This is a genomic window from Streptomyces sediminimaris (assembly GCF_047049295.1).
In the GTDB taxonomy this organism is placed as follows: domain Bacteria; phylum Actinomycetota; class Actinomycetes; order Streptomycetales; family Streptomycetaceae; genus Streptomyces; species Streptomyces sediminimaris.
Window position 1 is genome coordinate 2,389,258 of sequence record NZ_JBJWOT010000001.1, and the last position, 15,695, is coordinate 2,404,952.

Consider the following 15,695-nt stretch of genomic DNA (forward strand, 5'->3'; position numbering starts at 1 on the left):
TTCCGCCTAGAGGTTCTAAAGCAGAGTCTTCAACTTCTCCGCCAGCAGGTCCCAGCGCCACTTCTCCTCCACCCACTCCCGCCCCCGCTCCCCCATGCGGCGCCGCAGTTCCGCGTCGCCGAGCAGGACGGTGACGCGGTCGGCGGCCTCCTCGGGGGAGCCGCCGCGCACGACCCAGCCGGTCTCGCCGTCGAGCACGGCGTCGGGGGCTCCGCCGGAGTCGCCCGCGACGACCGGCAGCCCGGTCGCCGAGGCCTCCAGGTAGACGATGCCGAGCCCCTCGACGTCGAGCCCGCCCCGGCGGGTGCGGCACGGCATGGCGAAGACGTCGCCCGCGCCGTAGTGCGCGGGCAGCTCCGGCCAGGGCACCGCGCCGGTGAAGCGCACGGAGCCGGCCACGCCGGTCTCGTGCGCCAGCCTGCGCAGGTCCCGGCCGTAGGGGCCGCCGCCGACGATCAGCAGCACCGCCTCCGGTTCGGCGGCCAGGATGCGGGGCATGGCGCGGATGAGGGTGTCCTGCCCCTTGCGCGGCACCAGCCGGGACACGCACACGACCACCGGCCGGTCCGTCAGTCCCAGCCGCGCCCGGACCGCGTCGCCGCCCGACTGCGGGTGGAAGGTCTTCTCGTCGACTCCCGGCGGCAGCTGCACCATCCGCCCGGCCGCCCGCGGCGTCAGCGCGCCGGCGATCCGCGAGCGCGTGTACTCGCCGAGGTAGGTGATCGTGTCCGTCGACTCCCCGATCCGTCGCAGCAGCTGCCGCGCCGCGGGCAGCTGCGCCCATCCGGCCTCGTGCCCGTGGGTCGTGGCCACCAGCCGCTGCGCGCCCGCCCGCCTGAGCGCCGGCGCCATCAGCCCGAGCGGCGCGGCCGCCCCGAACCACACCGAGGCGCACCCGTGCTCGCGCAGCAGCCCGACGGCCCTGCGCGTGGCCGCCGGGGTGGGCAGCAGCATCGTGGTGGCATCCCGTACGACGGTGAAGGGCTGCTCGGCGTCGAAGGCCGCCGTGGCCTGTACGCCCTCCCGGCCGCGCTTCCAGGTGGAGGCGTAGACGACGAGCCGCTCGGGGTCGAGCCGCAGCGCCATGTTGTGCAGGAACGCCTGGATGCCGCCCGGGCGGGGCGGGAAGTCGTTCGTCACGATCAGGGTCTTGTGCATCGCCGCCGACCCTATCCAACCGGCGCCCGCGGCTCGTCACGGCCGTGCCTGTGGCAGGCACACAGCCGGGCAGGACATCATGTTCTCCGCACGAGGCGGACGGAGGGACGGAGGCTGTGGTGGACAGGGCGGCGGCGAGGCGGTCCGTGGCGGGGCTGCTGGGGGTCTGGGGCCTGACCAGGCTGGTGCTGCTGCTGTTCGTCTTCAAGGTGTTCGTCTTCCCGGGCCCGGACGTCACGACCGACGTCTCGGTGTACTACCAGGGCTGGTACGAGACGCTGCGCCACGGCGCCTTCCCGCGGGGCGACGTCACCTGGCAGTACCCGCCCGCCGCCGCCCTGGCGATCCTCTCGCCCGCGCTGCTGGGCTTCCTGTCGTACGCGAAGGCCTTCTTCGTCCTCGCCTTCCTGGCCGACCTGGCCGTCCTGGCGCTGCTGCTGTACACGGGCCCGCGCCCCGGCAAGACGCTGCGCGGCGCCTGGGTGTGGGTGGCGGGCGTCCCGCTGCTGGGTCCGACCGTGTACGCGCGCTACGACGTGATGGTCACCGCGGTGGCCGTCGCCGGGCTGCTGGCGGGCGCCCGCCGTCCCCGCGTGATGGGCGCCCTCCTGGCCTTCGGGGCGATGCTGAAGGTATGGCCGGCGCTGCTGCTCACCGGCGCCCGCGGGCGCGCCGCCTGGGCCTGGGCGGCGGCGACCGCGCTCTCGCTCACGGCGGCGTTCGCGCTGAGCATGCCGGGCGCGTTCGCCTTCGTGACCTTCCAGCGCAACCGCGGCACCGAGGTGGAGTCGGTCGGCTCCCTCGTCTTCCACGTCGCCCGGCACTTCGGCTGGGACGGCCAGGTGCTGCTGAACTACGGCTCGGTGGAGTTCCTCGGACCCTACGTCACCCTCGTCAGCTCGGCCGCGCTCTTCCTGACCGGGGTCGCCTTCGGCTGGCTGCTGCTGTGGCGGCTGATGGCGACGCGCTTCCTGCCGAACACGCCCGCCGACGCGGCCTTCGTGGCGGTGCTGATGTTCACCGCCACGAGCCGGGTGATCAGCCCCCAGTACATGGTCTGGCTGGTCGGGACGGGAGCCGTCTGCCTGTGCTTCCGCGGCAGCCGGATGCGGCTGCCCGTCGGGCTGGTCCTGGCGGCCGCCTTCGTGACGGTCCTGGAGTTCCCCGTCTGGTTCCAGCACGTCGTCATGAGCGACACCCTCGGCGTCACCCTGCTCGTCCTGCGCAACGGCCTGCTGCTGGCCGCCGCCCTGCTCGCCGCCGTGCGGCTGTGGCGGTCGGCGGTCCCCCGCGAACCGCTGCCGCCCGGGCCGGCCCGGGCGGAACGGCCACGGGAGGCGTCGGCGTCCTCCTGAGCACCGCCGGCCGCCCGGATCAGCCGAGTTGGACCCGCAGGTAGTCCTGCCACTGCCGGGTGAAGTCCTCCGGAGTGGTGCCGAGCACCTTCTTCATCGCGTCCTCGACCGAGCCCGCCCGCGACGTGTGGTCGCCGACCGCCCGGTAGAACGCCCGCAGGCGCTCGCCGCCCCACCGGTCTGCGATCAGCCGGCAGGCCAGCCAGCCGCCCTCGTAGGACCGGGCGAGCTTCGTCGGCTCGCCGCTGAACCCGAAGTCCTTGTCGGTCGGCAGACGGGACGGCACGTCACCGTCGCCGACCGCCCGCGCCAGCTCCGGCGCCGCCTCGGCCGGGGTCCGGCCGGTGCCGAGGTAGCCGATCCAGTCGGCGTACCCCTCGGACAGCCACAGCGGGGTGGCCGCGTCGGTGTGCGAGCGGGTGGCGACGTGGGTGGCCTCGTGGGTCAGCACGACCTGCCTGCCCACCGAGCCGAGCAGGGCGTACGCGTCCGGGTTGACGACGATGCGGTCCGCGGGCGCCCGCGGCGGGCCGCCCACCTCGCCCGTCGTGACCGCCGCGATCCCGCGGTACTGGGAGGCGGGCGAGCCGAGCAGCCCGGCCATTCCCCGCACCGATCCCGGCACGAGCACCACGACGTGGCCCGCCCAGTCGCGGCCCCAGGCCCTGGACACCTCCGGCACCGCGTGGTCCGCGAGGCCGGCGTAGGTGTGCAGCGCCTCGCCGGACTGCCCGGTGCCCAGGACGATGCTGTGCCGGCCGCGGACGACGGTCACCGCTCCCTGGTCCCACAGCTGCTGGGGGGACTTCCCGGCGGGTCTGTCGGTCTCCACGTACCAGTGGCCGTCCGGGTCCCGGGAGAGGGTGAGGGTGCGGCCGACGGTGACGGGGGCGTTGTCGTAGCCCTCGATGCGGTAGCGCAGTTCGGCGTCGGCGGTGGCCCTGCCGCCGCTGCCGTGCAGGGCGGTCACCCGGTACGACCAGGAGGCCAGCGGCACCGCGCGCACGTTCTCGAACCAGCCGAGCGCGCCCGTGCGCGCGAAGGCCGCGCGGTCGCGGTGCAGGAGGGCGGTGGAGCGGCGGTCGAGGACCCGTTGCAGCCCGGCCCGCCCGTCGGCACCGGCGGACGGCCCGCCGCAGCCCACCAGGGAGGCGAGCAGCAGCACGAGCGCCACCACCGCGCATTCCGACGCCCGCCTACGACCAGCCACCTTCCCGATCGTAAGGCGCATCGACGCGGTTGGTCAGACCCTGGTGACCGAGGACACGGGCAGCATGTTCACCGGGTCGTAGCGGACGGCCGCGCCGGGGTGGGGCGCGTGGATCACCTCGCCGTTGCCCATGTACATCGCGACATGGCTGGCGTCGGACCGGTAGACGACCAGGTCGCCGGGGCGCGCCTCGGAGAGCGGGATCTGCCGGCCCGCGTACCGCTGCTCCTGCGAGGTGCGCGGCAGCTGGACGCCGGCCTGCGCGTACGACCACTGCATCAGGCCCGAGCAGTCGAAGCCCGAGGGGCCGGAGGCGCCCCAGATGTACGGCATCCCGAGCGCCGAGCGGGCGGCGGCGATCGCGGCGGCCGCGCGGGGCGAGGCGGGCAGGGCGTCGCCGAAGTCGGGGATCGCGCCGCGGGCGCCGCGGGAGACGCGGTCGTAGGCGGCGCGCTCCGCGTACGGGAGGGAGTTGAGCAGCCGGCGCGCCCTGGCGAGCTTCTTCTCGACGGTCTTCTTGTGGGCGGCGACCGCCTTGCGGCTGCGCTCCAGGTCCGCCAGCTTGCGGACCGCCTCGGCGCGCTCCTGGGACAGCTCGCGCATCGCGGACCGCAGCTCGCCGAGCGCGGAGGCCTGGTGGGCGCCGACCCGGTCGAGGACGGCGGCCTTGTCGAGGTAGTCGGCCGGGTCGTCGGAGAACAGCAGGGCCAGGGTCGGGTCGATGCCACCGGAGCGGTACTGGGCGCCGGCCAGCGAACCGAGCGAGTCCCGCATGGTGTTGATGCGCTGCTGCTGGCGCGCGATGCGGTCCTGCGCGTCGCTGACCTGCCGGCGCAGCGTGTCGGCGTTCTCGTCGGCCTTGTCGTAGGCCTCCGTCGCCTTCTCGGCCTCCTCGTAGAGGCGGTCCACCTCGGCCCTGGTGTGGTCGTGCGGAGCGGCGTCGGCCGGCAGCGCGCCGAGCGCGGAGGCCGCGGCGGACAGCACGCACAGGGCGGCGCCGGCGCCGCGGTTGAACCCGGACGTCGGTGCAAGGCGGCGATGGGACCCCACGGGAAGCCAAGCTCCTTCCGCTGGCGACAAGGACTGCCTCCCCACGACGGCGGGGAAACGCGGCAGACAGTAACCCCGCGGCGGGGCGGCGGCCAAAGCCCTCCGTGGCCACGCAACGTGACGCCCCGCCGCTGACGCAGGTCACCGGCGGGGCGTGGGGTCAGCGCGGGTTCACGCGATTCGCCCGTTCGGGCGGCACGTGGCGCTGATCCTGATACGGGTTCGGTACGGGCTCGCGGCCGCGCGCGTCAGATCCGGACGCCGAACTCGAACGGCATGTTGCCGATCGACTCGTAGCGCACGGTGGCGCCGGTGTGCGGGGCGTGCAGCACCTGGCCGTTGCCGGCGTAGAGGCCGACGTGGTGCAGGTCGCCGTAGAAGAGCACGAGGTCGCCGACCTTGAGCTGGCTCTCGCTGTAGATGCGCGTACCGGCGTTGGCCTGGGCCTGGGAGGTACGCGGTATGGAGACGCCGGCCTGGGCGTAGGCCCAGGAGGTCAGGCCCGAGCAGTCGAAGGAGGACGGGCCGGTGGCGCCGTAGACGTAGGGCGAACCTATCCGGCTCTGGGCGGCGGAGAAGGCCGCGGCGGCCCGGCCGGAGGCGGAGCCGGTGTTGCCGAGGTCGACGCGCTCGGCGGAGGAGCGGCTGGCGCGCTGGTCCGCGGCGGCCAGCGCCGCCTTCTCGGCCGCCGTCAGGGTGTTGAGCAGCTTCTGCGCCTCGGCGAGCTTGCTCTGGACCTGCTTCTTCTTCTTGCCCAGTTCGGTGCGGGTGGAGGCGAGGTCCTTGAGCTTGTCGGAGGCCTCGGCGCGCTCCTGGGCGAGTTCGCGCTGCTTCTGCTGGATCTTCTTCAGCGCCTCGACCTGCTGGGCGCTGAGCTGGTCCGCGGTGGACGCCTTGTCCAGGTAGTCGTCCGGGTTCGACGACAGGAAGAGCTGGAGGGAGGAGTCGATGGTGCCGGAGCGGTACTGCGCGGCCGCCGCCATGCCTATGGAGTCACGCAGCTCGTTGAGTTCCTGCTGACCGCGGGCGACGTTGTCCTGGATGGTGGAGATCTCCTTCTGGAGCTTCTCCTGCTTCTCCTTGGCGCCGTTGTACTTCTCGGTGGCCTGCTCGGCCTGTTCGTACAGCTTGTCGACCTTTGCCTTGACCTCGTCCTTCGACGGCTTCTCGCTGGGCGCGGCGTTGGCGGCCTGGGCGCTGATGGCAACTGCGGCAGCAGCGGCGGTGGTGAGCACGGTCACGCGCGCACGGCTCGGCTGCTTGGGTCGACGGTGGGTCGCCACGAAGGTGAACTCCTTCTTCTGAGTGATCACCCGCTCGGAGGTTCGGAGCCAGACCCTAGTGACCTCATCGTGATCAGATCAAATCCTCAGGAGCAAAATCTCGTCACACCATGCATTCTTTACACACAACTCACGTGCGGTGATACGCGGTTGACACTACGTTGCGTGACGATCCCGCCAATTCGGGCATTAAACCTGGAATTTCGACCATCGGGACAGTCGCTCAGGAAAGGCGTTTCAGCAGCATGGCGGAGGCGACCGGCCGGGCACCCGCCCTGGCCACCCCGTCGGCCACCTCGCGGTCGGTGGAGGCGACGATGACGGGCCGCCCGGGCGGCTCGGCGCGCACCAGCTGACGGATCAGCTCGTCGGCCGTCACACCCGGCTTGGAGAACAGCACGCGCACGCCGCGCGGGGGCGCCAGCAGCACCGGCGCCACCAGCTCGGCCCCGTCGAAGACGCAGGTGACCTCGGCGCCGGTCTGTGCGGCGAGCTGCGAGAGCTGGCCCAGCAGCCTCAACCGCTGCTTCTCCAGGGGCATCTGGGGATAGCCGGTCTTGGTGACGTTGTAGCCGTCGACGAGCAGGTGGGCCTGCGGCAGGGCGAGCAGCTGGTCCAGGACCGCGGGGTCGTGCTCGGACAGCGCCCGGGCGGCGATGTCCTTCGGGGTCATGCGCCCCGGCTCGACCGCGTCGACGGTCTCGGCCGGGCGGACGGAGACGGGCGGCAGCGCCAGTTCCCGGCGCAGCCCCTGTGTCGCGTCGAGAAGGGTGTCCAGAAGCAGGCGCACGCGCATGTCCTCGACACTGCGCCCCTCGCGCGCTGCTCTGCGCGTGCCCTCCAGGGCGGCCTCCGCCTCGCCGAGCCGCGCCTTCAGGCGCCGGGACTCGCTCTCCGCGGCGGACACCTGGGCCTGCCCCTCGGCGCGTGCGGCCTCCATCTCGCCCTGGAGCTTGCGCAGGGCCGCCTCGCCCCGCTTGACGTCGCTGAGGGCCGCGCGCAGCTTGCGGCGCAGCGAGTCGGCCTCCTTGCGGGCGGCCTCCAGCTCGGTGCGCAGCCGCTCGGTGTCGAGCCGGGTCTGCTCGCGGGCCCGCTCCAGCTCCTCGCGCAGCCGCTCCAGCTCGGCCCGGCTCTCCTCGCCGGCCCGCTCGGCGTCGGCCCGCTGAGCCTCCTCGCCGGCCGCCGTCACGAGCTTCACCCAGCCGGTGGGCCGCAGAACATAGGCCGCGGCCGCCACGTCGAGCGGGTCCGCGGCCGGGGGCGGCGAGCCGGAGTCGAGGGCGCCGGCCAGCTCCGGCTGGGCCTCTCTGAGCTTCTCCCCGATCCGCTGCCGGAACAGCGGCTCGGTCTCCAGCGCGGCCGCCATCGCGTTGCCGGCGAACTTGGCGCGGCGAGACGGGGTGAACCGGGCGTACTGCCTGAGCTGTCCGGGCAGTTCGGCGACGGTCAGGCCGCCGAACGCGTCCGCGACGATCTGGACGACCCTGCGGCGCACTCCGTCGGGCAGCGGACGGTCAAGCACCTCGGCGGTGCCGTCGCCCGGCCCCCCGTCCGCGGTCTCCGCCATCCGTCACACCCCATTACCTGTGGGGCCGCTCCGCTCAGGAGTCGGCGCCCGGCCTGTCCACGAGTTCCACCTGGTCCACCGCGTTGCACCAGCGGCAGCGCACCGACTCGATGGTCTCACTGACCACCTCGCGCTCCTCGACCTTCGGCTCGCCGGCCAGATCGAGGTGGACGTACTCGACGACCTTCGAGGAGCGGGTCACGTCGAACCGCGTGAGGTTGCCGCAGAGGGTGCAGCGCCACCGTGTCGAGGCGGTCGGCAGGGGAACCGTCATCGTGACTCGTACCTTTTCCTTCTGGGCCGTCTGGTGTCCGCGACGCCCCGGCTTCCCCGGAGCGTGTGGCCGTAACCCTACGGCCTGGCGGCGACCCGCCGCCCGCCTGTCCACGGCGGCGAGGCGTTCTGTGCGAGTGCGTCCCCTTACGTCATGCTCTGTGTTCATGATCAGCCACCGGAGCCCGACCGACAGCAGAACGAGCCGGCGCCCGTCGGCGCCCGTGACCCACACGCTGCTCGTCCTGTGCTGCCTGGTCTTCGTGATCGGCCCGGCATCGGGCCTGGACCGGGTCTACGGCTCCGGGGAGGCACTGCTCGCCGCCCAGCGCGCGTACTTCCACCGGTGGGGGGTGATCCCGGCCGAGCTGTTCCAGGGCTCCCCCAGGGCCGTCCTGACCCCCGCCACCGCCCTGTTCGTGCACGGCAGCTGGGTGCACCTGCTCGGCAACATGCTCTTCCTCTACGTCTTCGGCGTGATGACCGAGGAGCGGATGGGCCGCGTGCGGTTCGCCCTCTTCTACCTCGGCTGCGGCTACCTGGCCCTGCTCGGCTACGCGGCCGCGAACTCCGCCTCCGAGCAGTCCCTGGTGGGGGCGTCCGGGGCGATCTCCGCCGTCCTGGGCGCGTTCCTCTACCTGTTCCCCACGGCCAGGGTGACAAGCCTGCTCCCGTTCCTCTTCTTCCTCCCGGTGCGCTTCCCCGCGTGGGTGGTCCTGCCGTTCTGGGCGGCCCTGCAGTGGCTGGCCGCGGGCCGGGCGGACCGCGGGCCGGGGGTGGCCTACCTGGCCCACCTGGTGGGCTTCGGCCTGGGCTTCTGCTACGCCTGGGCCCGGTCCGGGAAGAGGAGGGGGAAGGGCCCGAGGGGCGGCCGCGGAAGGGCGGTGGTGGGCGACCCGGGGGCGACTAGAGTGAGGTCCGCCCCAGCTCCGGCTCCCGAGGGAGAGAACCAGCCGTGATCACCGCGATCGTCCTCATCAAGACCAGCGTGGACCGGATCCCCGAGATCGCGGAGTCGATCGCGGCGCTGGAGTCCGTGAGCGAGGTCTTCTCGGTCACCGGCACCTACGACCTGATCGCCATGGTCCGGGTCAAGGAGCACGAGGACCTGGCCGAGATCATCCCGGGCCGCATCAGCAAGATCCCCGGCGTCGAGGCCACGGACACGCACGTCGCGTTCCGCACCTACTCCCAGCACGACCTGGAGGCGGCGTTCGCCATCGGCCTGGACTCCTGAAGGCGCGTCGTACCGGCGTCGTCAAACCGCCGGCACGCAGCGGCCGTCCTGCGTGCGGTAGCGCCGCTTCGCGCCGTCGCGCACCAGTTCCCGCACGGCCGCCAGGAAGCGGGTGACGTGCTCGTCGGGGGTGCCGGCGCCGAAGCTGACGCGGATGGCGTCGAGGGACTTCCCGCCCGGGGCGGCCTCGGGGGCGCCGCACTCGCCCCGGGCCTGGGGGCCGCCGCCCAGCAGGGTGCGCAGCAGGGGGTGGGCGCAGAACAGGCCGTCCCGCACGCCGATGCCGTACTCGGCGGAGAGCGCGGCGGCGAAGTGGGAGCTGTGCCAGCCCTCGACGACGAACGAGATCACCCCGACCCGGGGGGCGTCGTCGCCGAACAGGGACAGGACCGTGACCTGCGGGACCTCGGCCAGACCCGCGCGGACCCGGGTGATCAGGCGCTGCTCACGCGCGACCAGGCCGTCGAAGCCCGCCTCGGTGAGGGCCCGGCAGGCGGAGGCGATGGAGTGGGCACCGATCACGTTCGGGGAGCCGGCCTCGTGGCGGGCGGCGCCGTCGTGCCACTCCACGTCCACGCCCCCGTCCGCGCGCCGCGTCACCCTGCGGCTGGCGCCGCCGCCCGCGAGGTACGGCTCGGCCGCCCGCAGCCAGTCGGCGCGGCCGGCCAGCACACCGGAGCCGAAGGGCGCGTAGAGCTTGTGCCCGGAGAAGGCGACCCAGTCGACGTCGAGGTCCCGCACGGAGACCGGGCGGTGCGGGGCCAGCTGCGCCGCGTCCAGCACGATCCGCGCGCCGTGGGCGTGCGCCGCGGCGGCCAGCTCGCGCACCGGCCACAGCTCGCCGGTGACGTTGGAGGCGCCGGTGACGCAGACCAGCGCCGGAGTCCGCGGGTCGCGGGCGGCGAGGGCGCGCTCCAGGGTCGCCACGGCCTGCTGCGGGGTGCGCGGCGCGTCGAGGCAGGTGACCCGGGCGTCCTGCCAGGGCAGCAGGCTCGCGTGGTGCTCGGTCTCGAAGACGAGGACCTGGCAGCCTGCGGGCAGCGCGCGGGCGAGCAGGTTCAGCGAGTCCGTCGTGGAGCGGGTGAAGACCAGCTGGTCGCCGGGACGGCAGTCCAGGAACTCCAGGACCGTCCTGCGGGCGCCCTCGAACAGGTCGGTCGACAGCTGGGACAGGTACCCGGCGCCCCGGTGGACGCTGCCGTAGTACGGTGCGTAGGCCGCCACGTCGTCCCAGACGCGCTGCAGGGCCGGCGCGCTGGCCGCGTAGTCGAGTGCGGCGTAGGTGACCTCGCCACCGGTGACGAGCGGGACGGTGACGTCCCGGCCCAGAACGGGCAGCGGGGCACAGACGGCCTGGACGGCGGCAGCGGTGGGGACGGACATGGCGAGACTCCTGCGAGGGACGAGCGGATCCGCCGTGCGAGCGGTACGGCTCCAGCACGGGGAGAGGTGAAAGGGGTACGCGGAGGCGGGGCTCGACGCCCTAGCGCATTCGCTGGCTCACAGAAGGCTCCTCGACGACCAGGACCCCTGGTGTACGAGGGATCCGCGCTTGCCCTGGACCTCGCTGCCCACGGCCTGGTCCTCACCCGGGGCACCCCGCCACGGACGGAGGGTTGCCGGACAGTCGGCCGGGGCCTCATGACTGTCACTCATGACCTGGTCGGAAACGTACGTGAAGTGATCGCGGTCCCGCAACCCGTGTCCGGATGACGGGACCGCGCCCCTGCTCGCCGGCGGCCGGCGGCCGCCGGCCGGCGAGCCGTGGCACTCCCGGCGGACGCTCAGCCGTTGCTGGCCGCCACCCAGCGCTCCAGCGCCCGCTTGGCGGCGCCCGAGTCGATCGACTCCGCGGCCCTGGCCATCCCGGCGCGGAGCTGTTCGGCCAGCGGTCCCGGGCCCGGGTCGAGGGCGACGAGCGCGGCCGCCGAGTTCAGCAGTACGGCGTCCCGCACCGGCCCCCGCTCCCCGTCGAGGAGCCTGCGGGCCACCTCGGCGTTGTACGAGGGGTCGCCGCCGCGCAGCGCCTCGACCGGCACCAGCTCGATGCCGACCTCGCGGGGGTCGAAGGTCTCCTCGGCGACCTTGCCGTCGCGGACGATCCAGACCCGGGAGGTGGCCGTGGTGGTCAGCTCGTCGAGTCCGTCGTCCCCGCGGAAGACCAGCGAGGAGTTGCCGCGTTCGGCGAAGACGCCCGCGACGACCGGAGCCATCCGCGGGTCGGCGACACCGACCGCCTGGGCCCGCACCCGGGCGGGGTTGGTCAGCGGGCCGAGGATGTTGAACACCGTGCGGATGGCCAGCTGGCCGCGCGCGGCGCCGGCGTGCCGCAGCGCCGGGTGGAACTTGACGGCGAAGCAGAAGGTGATCCCCGCCTCCTGCGCCACCTCGGCCACCCGCTGCGGGGTCAGTTCCAGATTGACGCCGAGCTTCTCCAGGACGTCCGAGGCACCGGACGCCGAGGACGCGGCGCGGTTGCCGTGCTTGACGACCGTGGCGCCCGCACCGGCGACGACGATCGCGGACATGGTGGAGATGTTGACCGTCTTGGCGCCGTCGCCGCCGGTGCCGACGATGTCCACCGTCCGCCCGGGCACCTCGATCACGTTGGCGTGCTCGTACATCGTCCGGACCAGGCCGGCGATCTCCTCCACCGTCTCGCCCTTGGCGCGCAGGGCCACGACGAAGCCCGCGATCTGCGCGTCCGTCGCCTCGCCGCGCATGATCTGGTCCATCGCCCAGGCCGTCGCGTCGGCGCTCTGGTCGCGGCCGTAGAGCAGGGCGTTCAGCACCTCGGGCCAGGAACGGCCCGCCGCGGTGTCGCCTCCAGCGGGGGTCACAGCGCTCATAGGGCCGCTCCTGGTGTCGTAGAAGAGGAGGACTCGTCGCGGGAGTCCGACCCCCACCCTATCCAGCCGGAAGGCATGACAAGGGGCCCCGTCCGAACACCGGACGGGGCCCCTCGCCGTGGCGTGGCGACGCCTCAGCGATCAGTGATGGCCGTGGCCGCTCGTGATCTCCTTGTACTCCTCCGCGGTGGGCTTCGCGATCTGGGACTCCTCGCCGTAGTACGCCTCGCTGAGCTTGGCGCGCAGCTTCTCGGAGCCCCTCACCTTGCGCTCGACGCCGTTCTCGTCGACCGTGGGGCCGATCTCGAGCGGCTGGTACTGCTCGTGCGCGGTCAGGGTGTGCAGCGCGTCCTGGGTGAGCGGCTCGTGGACCTCGATGAACTCACCGTGCGGCAGGCGCTTGATGATGCCCGACTCGCGGCCGTGCAGCACCTTGTCCCGGTCCCGGCGCTGCAGGCCGAGGCAGACGCGCTTGGTGGCGATGAAGGTGAGCACCGGCAGGACGAAGAAGGCGATCCGCACGAACCAGGTGATCGCGTTGATCGACAGGTGGAAGTGCGTGGCCCAGATGTCGTTGCCGCCGCCGATCATCATCACGAAGTACCAGGAGATCCACGCGGCACCGAACGCGGTACGCGTCGGGGCGTTGCGCGGGCGGTCCAGGATGTGGTGCTCGCGACGGTCGCCGGTGACCCAGGCCTCGATGAACGGGTAGACCGCGATCGCGACCAGGACCAGCGGGAAGATCACCAGCGGGATGAACACGCCCAGGACGAGCGTGTGGCCCCAGAAGTTGATCTCCCAGCCCGGCATCGTCCGGATCAGGCCCTCGGAGAAGCCCATGTACCAGTCGGGCTGGGCGCCGGTGGACACCTGGTCCGGACGGTAGGGGCCGATGGCCCAGATCGGGTTGATCGAGGCGATCGCTGCGATGGCCGTGATGACACCGAAGACCAGGAAGAAGAAGCCTCCGGCCTTGGCCATGTACACCGGCAGCAGCGGCATGCCCACGACGTTGTTGTTCGTCCGTCCGGGACCCGCGAACTGCGTGTGCTTGTGGTAGAAGACCAGGATCAGGTGGCCGACCAGCAGACCGAGCATGATGCCCGGCAGCAGCAGGATGTGGATCGAGTAGAAGCGGGCCACGAAGTCGCCGCCCGGGAACTGCCCGCCGAAGAGGAAGAACGACAGGTACGTGCCGACCACCGGCACGGACAGGATCGCGCCCTCCATGAAGCGGACACCGGTGCCGGAGAGCAGGTCGTCCGGGAGCGAGTAGCCGGTGAAGCCGGTGAACATGCCCAGGACCAGCAGCAGGAAGCCGAACAGCCAGTTGACCTCACGCGGCTTGCGGAACGCGCCGGTGAAGAACACGCGCATCATGTGCACGAACATGCCGGCGAGGAAGATCAGCGCGGCCCAGTGGTGGATCTGCCGGATCAGCAGGCCACCGCGCACGTCGAAGGAGATGTGCAGGGTCGAGTTGAAGGCCTCGGACATCAGCTGTCCCTGCAGCGGGACGTAGCTGCCGTGGTACGTGACCTCGTTCATCGACGGGTGGAAGAACAGCGTCAGGTACACACCCGTGAGGATGAGGATGATGAAGCTGTAGAGGCAGACCTCGCCCAACATGAACGACCAGTGGTCGGGGAAGATCTTGCGCATGTTGGTCTTGGCCAGGGAGTAGATCCCCAGGCGGCCGTCCGCCCAGTCGGCGACACGCTCGCCGGCGGGTGCCTTTCCGCGGCGTACCGCGGTGGTGTCGTTGGTGGTCATCCGCGCTCCCAGAATGCAGGACCGACGGGCTCGTCGAAGTCGCCGAGCGCCTCGAGGTAGCCCTGGTCGTTCACGCCGATGCGCAGCTGCGGCAGGGCGTGGCCGGCGGGGCCGAAGATCACCCGGGCACCGTCGGAGAGGTCGAAGGTGGACTGGTGGCAGGGACACAGCACGTGGTGCGTCTGCTGCTCGTACAGCGAGATCGGGCAACCGACGTGGGTGCAGATCTTCGAGTACGCGACGATGCCCTCGTGCGACCACTCCAGCTCGCGCTTGTCCTTGATGTTGGCCGGCTGGAGCCGGATGATCATCACGGCGGCCTTGGCGATCTGGGTCTGGAAGTCCTCGTCGGTCTCCTCCAGGCCCTCGGGCTTGACGAAGGTGAGCGAGCCGACGGCGACGTCGGAGGGACGCAGCGGCTCGTTCGTGTTCATGTTGACGAGCAGCTTGCCCTTGGACCACAGCGTGTGGCGGAGCTTGTTGTGCGGCAGCGGGCCGAGGTCGCGCAGCAGCATGACGCCGGAGAGCGGGAAGAGGGCCATCGCGCCGAGCATCGTGTTGCGGATCAGTTTGCGGCGGCCGAGCGCGGACTCCTTGGCACCCTGCCGGAAGTCGTCCATCACCTTGGCCTTGACCTCGGGCGAGGCCTCGATGGGGTGACGCTCGTCGGCGATCTCCACGTCGGACATCAGGGTGCGGGCCCAGTGGACGGCGCCCGCGCCGATCGCGAACAGCGCCAGGCCCAGGGTCAGACCGAGCGCGAAGTTCATCGCGTTGATGTGACCGATCGGGAAGACGTAGATCGTCTTGTCGTTCGGGATCGACACGTACGAGGCGATGAAGCCGACCGTGGCGAGCATCGACACCGTGAACAGCAGGGCCACCACGCGCTCGGACCGCTTGGCGGCCCGCTCGTCGATGTCCTGGACGCGGTGCTCGTGCGGGGGCAGACCGGGGTCGGCGAACGGGTTCTTCTCGTCCGCGACGCCGACCGCGCCGTGCTGGTCCTGCTCAGCTGGCAGGTTCTCTTCTGGAATGTCGTGGCTACTCATGACTTCTTGGCCTTTGCGGTCCGAGCGGCGACCCAGACGGCGACCGCGATCAGCGCGCCGAGTCCGAAGATCCAGGCGAACAGGCCTTCGGAGACCGGGCCGAGCCCGCCCAGCTCAAGGCCGCCCGGGCTCTCGCTGTTGTCCCCGTTGACCGTGTGCAGGTACGCGATGATGTCCTTCTTGTTCTGCTCGGTCAGCGTGGTGTCGGGGAACGCGGGCATGTTCTGCGGGCCGGTCTGCATGGCCTCGTAGATGTGCTTCGGAGCGACACCCTCGAGGTTCGGCGCGAACTTGCCGTGCGTCAGCGCACCGCCCTTGCCGGTGAAGTTGTGACACTGCGCGCAGTTGGTGCGGAACAGTTCACCGCCCTTGGCGATGTCGGCGCCCTCGGGACCGTACTGGTCCTTGGTCGGGATGGTCGGGCCGGCGCCGAGCGAGGCGACGTAGGCCGCGAGCTGGTCGATCTGGGCCTGCGTGTAGATGACCCGCTTCTTCGGGACCTGCGCGCCCGGCTGCTGGGCCGGCATGCGGCCGGTGCCGACCTGGAAGTCGACGGCCGCGCTGCCCACGCCCACGAGGCTCGGCCCGTTGGAGGAGCCCTGACCGCCGGTTCCGTGGCAGCTGGCGCAGCCCACGGAGAAGAGCTTCTTGCCCTCGTCGATGGCGAGGGACTGGGCAGTTTCGTCGGCCTGCGCCTTGCTCGCGGGTGCGAACACGGCGTACAGCCCCCCGGTGCATGCCAGCGCGAGGAGTAGGACGACGAGCGCCGCCAGCGGATGGCGTCGTCGTGCGGAGAGCTTTTTCACGGATTACCCCGGTGTCAGGATCTTCTGCGTCGATGCTTCTGTTGTCTGCGCCCTGGGGCGCACGCGGGAACGGGCCCGG

At 71.9% G+C, this 15,695-nt stretch carries 14 protein-coding genes and 1 riboswitch; of the genes, 3 read left to right on the forward strand and 11 right to left on the reverse strand.

The genetic code is table 11. The features are described 5' to 3' along the window. Nucleotides 1-15: 15 nt before the first annotated feature. Nucleotides 16-1,158 carry a glycosyltransferase family 4 protein gene (locus ACJ9NR_RS11275; RefSeq protein ID WP_412487390.1) on the reverse strand — a complete coding sequence of 381 codons (1,143 nt, stop codon included), beginning with the start codon at nt 1,156-1,158 and terminating at the stop codon, nt 16-18. Nucleotides 1,159-1,277: 119 nt separating this feature from the next. Here ACJ9NR_RS11275 and ACJ9NR_RS11280 point away from each other — a divergent pair, with 119 nt between their 5' ends. Then, on the forward strand, nt 1,278-2,513 hold the full coding sequence (locus tag ACJ9NR_RS11280) for a glycosyltransferase 87 family protein (protein WP_412487391.1): 1,236 nt from the start codon (nt 1,278-1,280) through the stop codon (nt 2,511-2,513). A 19-nt stretch (nt 2,514-2,532) separates the two neighbouring features. Here the strand turns inward: ACJ9NR_RS11280 and ACJ9NR_RS11285 are convergent, their stop codons facing one another. The 5 genes from ACJ9NR_RS11285 to ACJ9NR_RS11305 form a co-directional block, all read right to left on the reverse strand. After that, complete coding sequence (locus ACJ9NR_RS11285; RefSeq protein ID WP_412487392.1) at nt 2,533-3,723, reverse strand: hypothetical protein; 1,191 nt, start codon at nt 3,721-3,723, stop codon at nt 2,533-2,535. Between the two features lie 33 nt (nt 3,724-3,756). Next, nucleotides 3,757-4,773 carry a C40 family peptidase gene (locus tag ACJ9NR_RS11290; RefSeq protein WP_412487393.1) on the reverse strand — a complete coding sequence of 339 codons (1,017 nt, stop codon included), beginning with the start codon at nt 4,771-4,773 and terminating at the stop codon, nt 3,757-3,759. A 248-nt stretch (nt 4,774-5,021) separates the two neighbouring features. Then, a complete protein-coding gene (locus ACJ9NR_RS11295; protein WP_412488804.1) occupies nt 5,022-6,056 on the reverse strand; it encodes a C40 family peptidase in 1,035 nt (344 codons plus the stop codon). A 223-nt stretch (nt 6,057-6,279) separates the two neighbouring features. Then, nucleotides 6,280-7,623 (reverse strand): NYN domain-containing protein, encoded by a 1,344-nt coding sequence (locus ACJ9NR_RS11300; protein ID WP_412487394.1) that lies wholly within the window; start codon nt 7,621-7,623, stop codon nt 6,280-6,282. 34 nt (nt 7,624-7,657) lie between these two features. After that, complete coding sequence (locus ACJ9NR_RS11305; RefSeq protein WP_020137397.1) at nt 7,658-7,897, reverse strand: hypothetical protein; 240 nt, start codon at nt 7,895-7,897, stop codon at nt 7,658-7,660. Between the two features lie 166 nt (nt 7,898-8,063). On the opposite strand from ACJ9NR_RS11305, the gene ACJ9NR_RS11310 reads away from it, so the two are divergent. After that, a complete protein-coding gene (locus tag ACJ9NR_RS11310; RefSeq protein ID WP_412487395.1) occupies nt 8,064-8,855 on the forward strand; it encodes a rhomboid family intramembrane serine protease in 792 nt (263 codons plus the stop codon). Then, a complete protein-coding gene (locus tag ACJ9NR_RS11315) occupies nt 8,852-9,133 on the forward strand; it encodes an Lrp/AsnC family transcriptional regulator (RefSeq protein ID WP_412487396.1) in 282 nt (93 codons plus the stop codon). The genes ACJ9NR_RS11310 and ACJ9NR_RS11315 overlap by 4 nt, the downstream gene beginning before the upstream one ends. A gap of 21 nt (nt 9,134-9,154) precedes the next feature. On the opposite strand, the gene ACJ9NR_RS11320 is transcribed toward ACJ9NR_RS11315, so the two are convergent. The 5 genes from ACJ9NR_RS11320 to qcrC form a co-directional block, all read right to left on the reverse strand. Further along, nucleotides 9,155-10,516 (reverse strand): aminotransferase class V-fold PLP-dependent enzyme, encoded by a 1,362-nt coding sequence (locus ACJ9NR_RS11320; RefSeq protein WP_412487397.1) that lies wholly within the window; start codon nt 10,514-10,516, stop codon nt 9,155-9,157. Between the two features lie 160 nt (nt 10,517-10,676). Next, a riboswitch (SAM riboswitch) is annotated at nt 10,677-10,793 on the reverse strand. Nucleotides 10,794-10,917: 124 nt separating this feature from the next. Next, nucleotides 10,918-11,982 carry an anthranilate phosphoribosyltransferase gene (gene trpD, locus ACJ9NR_RS11325; protein ID WP_412487398.1) on the reverse strand — a complete coding sequence of 355 codons (1,065 nt, stop codon included), beginning with the start codon at nt 11,980-11,982 and terminating at the stop codon, nt 10,918-10,920. Between the two features lie 141 nt (nt 11,983-12,123). After that, entirely contained in the window at nt 12,124-13,758 is a 1,635-nt protein-coding gene (qcrB, locus tag ACJ9NR_RS11330; RefSeq protein WP_412487399.1) for a cytochrome bc1 complex cytochrome b subunit, read from the reverse strand. Next, the gene (gene qcrA / locus ACJ9NR_RS11335) at nt 13,755-14,810 is read right to left on the reverse strand and encodes a cytochrome bc1 complex Rieske iron-sulfur subunit (protein WP_412487400.1); all 1,056 of its coding nucleotides are present in this window, start codon (nt 14,808-14,810) and stop codon (nt 13,755-13,757) included. Before qcrA ends, qcrB begins: the two co-directional genes overlap by 4 nt. Then, nucleotides 14,807-15,616 (reverse strand): cytochrome bc1 complex diheme cytochrome c subunit, encoded by an 810-nt coding sequence (gene qcrC, locus ACJ9NR_RS11340; RefSeq protein ID WP_412487401.1) that lies wholly within the window; start codon nt 15,614-15,616, stop codon nt 14,807-14,809. The genes qcrA and qcrC overlap by 4 nt, the downstream gene beginning before the upstream one ends. Between the last annotated feature and the right edge of the window lie 79 nt (nt 15,617-15,695).

What these genes read in the sequence shown, in the direction of transcription:
- ACJ9NR_RS11275 (WP_412487390.1), bottom strand. Translation starts at nt 1,158, where the DNA reads ATGCACAAGACCCTGATCGTGACGAACGACTTCCCGCCCCGCCCGGGC.
- ACJ9NR_RS11300 (WP_412487394.1), bottom strand. Translation starts at nt 7,623, where the DNA reads ATGGCGGAGACCGCGGACGGGGGGCCGGGCGACGGCACCGCCGAGGTG.
- ACJ9NR_RS11305 (WP_020137397.1), bottom strand. Translation starts at nt 7,897, where the DNA reads ATGACGGTTCCCCTGCCGACCGCCTCGACACGGTGGCGCTGCACCCTC.
- ACJ9NR_RS11310 (WP_412487395.1), top strand. Translation starts at nt 8,064, where the DNA reads ATGATCAGCCACCGGAGCCCGACCGACAGCAGAACGAGCCGGCGCCCG.
- ACJ9NR_RS11320 (WP_412487397.1), bottom strand. Translation starts at nt 10,516, where the DNA reads ATGTCCGTCCCCACCGCTGCCGCCGTCCAGGCCGTCTGTGCCCCGCTG.
- trpD (WP_412487398.1), bottom strand. Translation starts at nt 11,982, where the DNA reads ATGAGCGCTGTGACCCCCGCTGGAGGCGACACCGCGGCGGGCCGTTCC.
- qcrB (WP_412487399.1), bottom strand. Translation starts at nt 13,758, where the DNA reads ATGACCACCAACGACACCACCGCGGTACGCCGCGGAAAGGCACCCGCC.
- qcrA (WP_412487400.1), bottom strand. Translation starts at nt 14,810, where the DNA reads ATGAGTAGCCACGACATTCCAGAAGAGAACCTGCCAGCTGAGCAGGAC.